The organism is Microbacterium sp., assembly GCF_032084865.1.
In the GTDB taxonomy this organism is placed as follows: domain Bacteria; phylum Actinomycetota; class Actinomycetes; order Actinomycetales; family Microbacteriaceae; genus Microbacterium.
Window position 1 is genome coordinate 19185 of record NZ_DAMDLU010000021.1, and the last position, 7970, is coordinate 27154.

Below are 7970 nucleotides of genomic sequence, written 5' to 3' on the forward strand. Positions count from 1 at the left end.
CGCGCCGTCGACCCTCGGGTCGGCGGCGCTTGTCGTATCCCCCGGCGATAGGAGAAGCAGATGGATGCCGCACGCTTCGGCGTCGAGGAGGAGTTCCTGCTGCTCGACGAGTCGGCGCTCGTCCCCCTGTCGGGAAGCGGGGTCTTCGAGCGGGCGAAGGGACGCGCGCCCGGCGGGGGCACGATCACGTCCGAGTACCTCACCTGCCAGTTCGAGTGCGCCACGGATCCCGTCCGCGCGCTGAGTACGGCCGGGTCGCAGCTCAGCGGGATGCGCGGGCTGCTCGCCGAGCTGGCTCCCGACGACGCGCTGGTCGCGGCCACCGGAGCTCCGTTCGCGCAGTGGAGTGCGCCGCTGATCTCGGTGTCGACGCACTATGACGACGTCTCGACCCTGATCGGCCAGCTCACCAGGCAGCACGCCGTGAACGGCCTGCACGTGCACGTCGAGGTCGTCGGCGACGAAGAGCGGGTGCGCGCCCTGCGCCGCGTGCGGGCCCGGCTGCCGGTGCTGCTCGCGCTCAGCGCCAACTCGCCGTTCACGTACGGCGTGGCATCCGGGCTGGCGAGCTGGCGCAGCGTGCTGATCAGGCGGCTTCCGGTCTCGTGGGCGCCCCCGGCCTTCCACGATGCAGACGACTACCACCGCACGGTCGAGCGGATGGTGACCGTCGGGCTGCTCCCCTCGCGCGGATCGACGTCGTGGGCGGTGCGCCTGTCTGAGAGGTTCGCCACCGTGGAGACACGGGTGGCCGACGCTCAGCTGCGGGTCGACGATGCGCTGCTGCAGGCGTCACTCACGCGCGCCATCGCCGTGGCCGATGATCTGCCGGATGCCGCTCCGCCGGCCGCTGAGCTCGATGCGGCACTGTGGCTGGCGGCCCGCCACGGCATGGAGGCGCGGCTGTTCACGCCCGAGGGTGAGATCGAAGACGCGTGGGCGGCGACCGAGCGGATGCTCGACGGCATCCGGCCCGCACTCGCCGCCCTCGGCGATGAGGCCTTCGTCGACGAGCATCTGGCACGACTCCGGTCGGAGGGCACCGGATCTCACCGGCAGCTGCGCGCGTATCGGTCAGGCGGCGTGCAGGCGTTGGCGGCTCTGTACCGCGAGTGGTGACGGGAGGCGCGGATCGCGGGGGCTGCCGTGCGATCGAAATCGCCGCGCCCGGAACGCCGGGCGGCTTATCATCCAGTATGGGAAGACTGAAGTACGACAGCAGCGAGCCGGCGATCACGATCGACGATGAGACGCTCGTGCACCTCAAGATCGTCATCGGCACCAAGCTGCGCCGCAACGAGAGCTTCCTGCTGACCTGGCTGCGCGGCGACGACGCCGAAGACGCACGAACCACCATCTGGGTGCATCCGGCGATTCCGATCCAGTTCGGCTTCGACGCGGCCGTCCTCCCGCCGGTCGGGCCGGAGCGGATCACGACGATCATGACGGCGCTGAACGCCACCGGCGAGCTCGTGCTCGACGAGTACCTTCCCGCCGCCGCGCCGGCCACCGCGCCCGAGCCGGCGTGACGCCCTTCGCCCTACGTCGAGCGGAAACGGTGAAGGCCCCGGATGATCCGGGGCCTTCACCATCGTGTGCGCGAGGGGGGACTTGAACCCCCACGCCCTTGCGAGCACTGGCACCTGAAGCCAGCGCGTCTACCTATTCCGCCACTCGCGCGTCGTCTCGTTCCGGAGAACTCAACCTCGAAAGGCTATCACGATGGACGGCCTGCTTCGAACCGGGCCGACGTCCTGAAGCGGTCATCCAGCCCGCCTGACTACGATGGCCCTACCGGTCGGCATGCCAAAGGAACCTCGTGGGACTACTTGACAGCTTTGAGAAGGGTCTGGAACGCGCTGTGAACAGCGCGTTCGCCAAGACCTTCCGCAGCGGCATCCAGCCCGTCGAGATCGCCTCGGCGCTGCGGCGCGAGGCCGACACGAACGCGGCTGTGGTGAGCCGCGACCGCATCATCACGCCCAGCGACTACCTCGTGCGGCTCAGCCCCGACGACCACCAGCGGATGTCCGCCCTCGGACGCGCGCTGCACGAAGAGCTCTTCGCGCTGCTGACGACGCACGCCCGGGCACAGGGGTACAGCTTCGCCGGCCCGCTGCACATCTCGATGGAGGCCGACGAACGCGTCGCCACCGGCGTCGTGAGGGTGAACTCCTCCTCCGTCGAGAGCACTGTCGACTGGCAGGGCGTCGTCGAGATCGACGGCCGCAGGCATCCCCTCAGCAGCGCCCGCACGGTGATCGGCCGTGGCGGCGACGCCGACATCACCATCTCGGACGCGGGCTCCAGCCGCCGGCACGCCGAGATCCTGTGGGACGGCGAGCGCGCGATGCTGCGCGACCTGGGCTCGACGAACGGCACCAAGGTCGACGGGCAGAAGATCCGCGAGACCGCACTCACGCCGGGCACATCGTTCACGATCGGGCGCACCGAGCTAACTTTCCACGTCGTGCCGGTGAGCCCTTCGGCAGGCTCAGGGGCCGAGAGGGGAACACGACGATGAGCGAACTCGTGCTTCTGCTGCTGCGCATCGGCTTCCTGGTGCTGCTGTGGTTCTTCGTGTTCGGCGTCGTCTACTCGCTTCGCGCCGACCTGTTCGGCGTCCGCGTACGCAAGATGCCCGCCGGTGAGGCGGCCGCCGTTCCCGCCCCCGCTCCCGCTCCCAGGGCGCCGAGGGAGCCCGCGAACGGCCGCATCCCCACGCACCTGATCATCACCTCCGGCCCCAAGACCGGGCTCGAGGTGCCGCTGGGCTCGGCGGATTCGCTGTCGATCGGCCGCTCCAGCGAGTCGGGCCTCGTGATCCGCGACGACTACACCTCCAGCCACCACGCGCGACTGTCGAAGCGCGGCGACATCTGGACGATCCAGGATCTCGACTCCACCAACGGCACCTACCTGGATGGGCGACGCCTCGGCGACAAGCCCCTGCAGGTCGCGATCGGAACCCCCATCAAGGTGGGCGCCACGACCTTCGAGCTGCGATCCTAAGGCCCCGCATCCAGATGGTCTTCGAGGGCTCGAGTGCAGCGATCTCCCACACCGGGAAGGTCCGCTCCAACAATCAGGACTCCGGGTACTCCGGCGCCAACCTGTTCGTCGTCGCCGACGGCATGGGCGGCCACGCCGGCGGAGACGTCGCCTCGACACTCGCCGTCGCGCGCATGGAGGCGCTCGACCGCGCCTACGACTCCACCGACGACGCACAGGCCGAGCTGCAGGCCGCGGCCACCACCGCGGCCGGCGACCTCGTGCGGGCGTCGAAGGAGCGCCCCGAGCTGGCCGGACTCGGCACCACGCTCTGCGCCGTCGTGATGGTCGACGACCACGCGGTCATCGGCCACATCGGCGACTCGCGCATCTATCTGTACCGAGACGACGCGCTCACCCAGATCACCACCGACCACACGTTCGTGCAGCGCCTGGTCGACTCGGGCCGCATCACGGTGGAAGAGGCCCGCTACCACCCGCGCCGCTCCGTGCTCATGCGCGTGCTCAGCGACATGGACATCGCCCCCGATCTCGACATGTTCGTCATGCCGACTCGGCCCGGCGACCGCTGGCTGCTGTGCTCGGACGGGCTGTCGGGCGTCGTCGACGACGAGCACATCGCGAAGGCGATGCGTCTCGGCCTCGCCCCCGGCCGCACGGCCGACAACCTGCTCAAGCAGGCCCTCGACGGCGGCGCACCCGACAACGTGACGATCGTGCTCGTCGACGTCGGCGGCGCGCATCCGCTCTCGTCCGGCACCCCGACCATCGTCGGCGCGGCGTCGAACCCGGCGGACCTGCCGGTGCCGGCACCGCGGCCCTCCCTCACCGGGTGGCTGCACCCCGTGCTGCAGGCCGCGAACGAGCCCAGCCACTTCGAACCCGACTCCGACGACTTCTTCGAGGAGATCATCGAGGAGGACCGGCGTCGTGCTCGCCGGCGCCGCATCGCCTGGCTGGTCGCGCTGTTCCTCGCCGTCCTCGCCCTGGTCGGCGCCGGCCTGCTCGCCTACAACTGGACGCAGACCCGCTACTACGTGGGCGCCGATGACGACAGCGTCGTCATCTACCGCGGCGTGCAGCAGAGCATCGGCCCGTTCTCGCTGTCGACAGAGGTCAAGGACACGGGCATCCTGCTCGCCGATCTGCAGTCGTACCAGCGGTCGTCGGTCGAGCGGACGATCAACGCGCGCTCGCTCGCCGACGCCGAGGCGATCACCGATCGCCTCGCGAAGATGGTGCTGCCGGCCGAGCCGCCGCAGCCCCAGCCCTCGCCCACCGCGACCACGGAGGTGCCGACGCCATGACCGCCGTCTCGGCCGACACCAGCGTGCTGAAGGCCCTGAAGAGGATCCGGATGCCGCAGAAGCAGCGCAACCGGGAGTTCTGGCTGCTGCTGTTCGCGCTGCTCATCTCCGGTGCATCCCTGACCCTCGTGCAGCTGGGCGCGCTCGGCACGATCGATCCGATGATTCTCGCGATCGGCGGAGGACTGGCCGTGCTCGTGTTCGCGCTGCACGTGGTGCTGCGCGTCGTGGCATCCGATGCCGACCCGTTCGTCCTGCCCATCGCCACGGTGCTCTCCGGACTCGGCATCGCGATGATCTACCGCATCGACATCGCCAAGAAGTACACCGGCTGGGAGATGTTCTCGACCAAGCAGCTCGCCTGGACGGCGATCTCGCTGGCCGGCGCGATCGCGCTCGTGATCGCCCTGCGCAACTACCGCGTTCTCTACCGCTACACCTACGTCTCCGGCCTCGCCGGCATCGTCCTGCTGATCCTGCCGTTCATCCCGGGTCTGCGCGCCCGCGGCGCCAACGCCGATGTGTGGGTCTCGATCGGCGGCATCTTCTCGTTCCAGCCGGGTGAGCTGGCGAAGATCTGCCTGGCGATCTTCTTCGCCGGCTATCTGGTGCGCACGCGCGAGAGCCTCAGCTCGGTCGGCAAGAGGTTCCTCGGCATGACCTGGCCCCGGATGCGCGAGCTCGGACCGGTGCTGGTGGTGTGGCTGACCTCGCTGCTGATCATCGTCACCCAGCGCGACCTCGGCACCGGAATGCTCATCTTCGGCATGTTCATCGCCATGCTGTACGTCGCCACCGGCAAGACCAGCTGGGTGCTCATCGGACTCGCCGGCGTCGGCGTCGGCGTGTTCCTCGCCACCCGCGTGCTCGCCTACGTGCAGGGCCGGTTCACGAACTGGCTGCACGCGTTCGACCCCGACGTCATCGCCGCGAACGGCGGCAGCTTCCAGCTCGTCGAGGGCATCTTCGGCCTCGCCCACGGCGGCCTGATCGGCACCGGCTGGGGGCAGGGCCGACCCCAGATCACCCCTCTCGCGCACAGCGACTACATCATCCCGAGCCTCGGTGAGGAGCTGGGCATCGTCGGGCTGTTCGCCATCCTCTGCCTGTACATGGTGTTCATCAGCCGCGGCCTGCGCATCGGAATGGCAGGTCAAGACGACTTCGGCAAGCTGCTCGCCGCCGGTCTGTCGTTCACGATCGCGCTGCAGGTGTTCATCATGGTCGGCGGTGTGACCCGGGTCATCCCGCTGACCGGGCTGACCACGCCGTTCCTCGCCGCCGGCGGCTCATCGCTGGTGGCCAACTGGCTCATCGTCGCCCTGCTGCTGCGCATCAGCGACGCGGTGCGCCGCCAGCCCAGGGTGGTGATCGGCTGATGACCAAAGAGCTGAGACGGCTGAGCTTCGTCATCCTCGCCATGTTCCTGTCGCTGTTCGTCGCGACGAGCTGGATCCAGGTGGTCGACGCCGACAGCCTGGGGCAGAATCCCGCGAACACGCGCACCCGACTCGACAGCTACCAGATCCAGCGCGGATCGATCATCGTCGACGGCACGGCCATCGCGACCTCGGTGGCCGCCGACGATCGCTACCAGTACCAGCGGGTGTACAGCGATCCGGGGCTGTGGGCGCCGATCACCGGCTACTACAACCCCGTGCTCGATTCGCGCACGGGTATCGAGCAGGCGCTCAACTCGGATCTGTCGGGCACCGGCTCGAACGCGTTCTTCGGTGAGATCGAGCGCATCCTGTCCGGCCAGCCGCAGCAGGGTCTCAGCGTCGAGCTGACGATGGATCCCCGCGTGCAGCAGGCGGCGTACGACGCGATGCAGGGCCTGAAGGGTTCCGTCGTCGCCATCGAACCGGCCACGGGCCGCGTGCTCGCGATGGTGTCGACCCCTGGTTTCGACACGAACGCCCTCGCCGCGCACGACCCCGCAGCCGTCGAGGCGGAGTACGACCGCCTGTCGACCGACCCCGGCAAGCCGCTGTACAACCGCGCGATCGGCGGCAACCTGAACCCGCCCGGCTCGACCTTCAAGGTGATCGTCGCGGCCGCGGCCCTGGCATCCGGCCAGTGGACGCTCGACTCGACCTTCCCGAATCCCGCGCGCTACACGCTGCCCGGCACGACGACGACGGTGTCGAACGCATGGGGCGGCGCCTGCGGGGACGGCGAGACCACGACGCTGGCACAGGCGCTGAAGCTCAGCTGCAACATCCCGATGGCCGAGCTCGCCGTCGAGCTCGGCGACAAGCGCATCCGCGAGATGGCCGAGAAATTCGGGTTCAACACCGATCTCGAGATCCCCCTGGCCGTCACCCCGTCGACCTACCCGTCGGGGCTCAGCGACGACGCGACCGCCCTCACCGGCTTCGGCCAGGGCAAGGTCACCGCGACTCCGCTGACGATCGCGATGATGTCGGCCGGCCTCGCCAACGAGGGCACCGTGATGAAGCCGCGGATGGTGGATGCCGTGATCGGCGACGACTTCGCCGTGCACAGGCAGTTCGACGACGAGGCGTTCGCGCAGGCTCTCGATCGCGAGACGGCCGACGCGCTGACCGCGGTGCTGGTCGAGGGCGTCGCATCGGGCGCGGCGACGGGTGCAAGAATAGACGGCGTCGATGTCGCCGGGAAGACGGGCACGGCGGAGAACGGCGGCAAGCCGTACACGCTGTGGTTCACAGGTTTCGCGCCTGCGGAGAATCCGCAGGTCGCGGTGGCAGTCGTCGTCGAAGACGGCGGTGGAAGAGGCACATCGGGCAGCGGCAACGCGATCGCCGCTCCGATTGCCAAAAAGGTCATAGAGGCGGTGCTGGGCAGATGAGGCCGACGCAGGGTGTGTCGTTCGGAGGACGCTACGAGCTGTTGTCGCGGATTGCGATCGGCGGCATGGGTGAGGTGTGGGAGGCGACCGATCACGTGATCGGTCGCACCGTCGCCATCAAGATCCTCAAGGACGAGTACATGGGCGACCCGGGGTTCCTCGAGCGCTTCCGCGCCGAGGCCCGACATGCCGCCCTCGTCAACCACGAGGGCATCGCCAGCGTCTTCGACTACGGCGAGGAGAACGGCTCGGCCTTCCTCGTCATGGAGCTCGTGCCCGGTGAGGCGCTGTCGACCATCCTCGAGCGCGACGGTGCACTCGGCGCCGACAAGACCCTCGACATCGTGGCGCAGACCGCGTCGGCGCTGCAGGCCGCGCACGCCGCGGGTCTCGTGCACCGCGACATCAAGCCGGGCAACCTGCTGATCACGCCCGACGGGCGCGTGAAGATCACCGACTTCGGCATCGCCCGCATCGCCGACCAGGTGCCGCTGACCGCCACCGGGCAGGTCATGGGCACCGTGCAGTATCTGTCGCCCGAGCAGGCATCGGGGCACGCCGCGTCGCCCGCGACCGACGTCTACTCGCTCGGCATCGTCGCCTACGAGTGCCTCGCCGGCAAGCGGCCGTTCACCGGCGAGTCGCAGGTGGCCATCGCGATGGCGCAGATCAACGAGCAGCCGCCGCCGCTGCCTGACGCGGTGCCGGTGCCCGTGCGCAATCTCGTGATGGCGATGATCGCCAAGAAGCCGGCCGACCGGCCGTCGTCGGCGGCGACCGTCTCGCGCGCCGCGCAGGCGCTGCGCCGCGGCGACCTG

General features: G+C 69.3%; 8 protein-coding genes and 1 tRNA gene. 8 read left to right on the plus strand and 1 reads right to left on the minus strand.

The features are described 5' to 3' along the window. Nucleotides 1-60: 60 nt before the first annotated feature. Together RT309_RS04000 and RT309_RS04005 are read left to right on the plus strand one after the other, a co-directional pair. Nucleotides 61-1119, plus strand: a complete 1059-nt coding sequence (locus RT309_RS04000; protein ID WP_313355546.1) for a YbdK family carboxylate-amine ligase — start codon at nt 61-63, stop codon at nt 1117-1119. 77 nt (nt 1120-1196) lie between these two features. Then, on the plus strand, nt 1197-1529 hold the full coding sequence (locus RT309_RS04005) for a hypothetical protein (protein WP_313355548.1): 333 nt from the start codon (nt 1197-1199) through the stop codon (nt 1527-1529). A gap of 67 nt (nt 1530-1596) precedes the next feature. Here the strand turns inward: RT309_RS04005 and RT309_RS04010 are convergent. Beyond that, nucleotides 1597-1680, minus strand: a tRNA-Leu gene (locus RT309_RS04010). Between the two features lie 139 nt (nt 1681-1819). Between RT309_RS04010 and RT309_RS04015 the strand changes: the two genes are divergently transcribed. The 6 genes from RT309_RS04015 to RT309_RS04040 all read left to right on the plus strand — a co-directional run. Then, a complete protein-coding gene (locus tag RT309_RS04015) occupies nt 1820-2524 on the plus strand; it encodes a DUF3662 and FHA domain-containing protein (RefSeq protein ID WP_313355549.1) in 705 nt (234 codons plus the stop codon). Then, nucleotides 2521-3012: an FHA domain-containing protein gene (locus RT309_RS04020; RefSeq protein WP_313355550.1), complete on the plus strand. Its 492-nt coding sequence runs from the start codon at nt 2521-2523 to the stop codon at nt 3010-3012. The genes RT309_RS04015 and RT309_RS04020 overlap by 4 nt, the downstream gene beginning before the upstream one ends. A 14-nt stretch (nt 3013-3026) precedes the next feature. After that, nucleotides 3027-4319, plus strand: coding sequence for a protein phosphatase 2C domain-containing protein (locus RT309_RS04025; protein ID WP_313355551.1), 1293 nt, complete (start codon nt 3027-3029; stop codon nt 4317-4319). Further along, nucleotides 4316-5698, plus strand: coding sequence for an FtsW/RodA/SpoVE family cell cycle protein (locus RT309_RS04030; protein ID WP_313355552.1), 1383 nt, complete (start codon nt 4316-4318; stop codon nt 5696-5698). The genes RT309_RS04025 and RT309_RS04030 overlap by 4 nt, the downstream gene beginning before the upstream one ends. Further along, nucleotides 5698-7152 carry a penicillin-binding transpeptidase domain-containing protein gene (locus RT309_RS04035; protein WP_313355554.1) on the plus strand — a complete coding sequence of 485 codons (1455 nt, stop codon included), beginning with the start codon at nt 5698-5700 and terminating at the stop codon, nt 7150-7152. Before RT309_RS04030 ends, RT309_RS04035 begins: the two co-directional genes overlap by 1 nt. Then, nucleotides 7149-7970, plus strand: an 822-nt coding sequence (locus RT309_RS04040; RefSeq protein WP_313355556.1) for a serine/threonine-protein kinase, incomplete at its 3' end; no start/stop codon positions are given. The genes RT309_RS04035 and RT309_RS04040, both read left to right, overlap by 4 nt.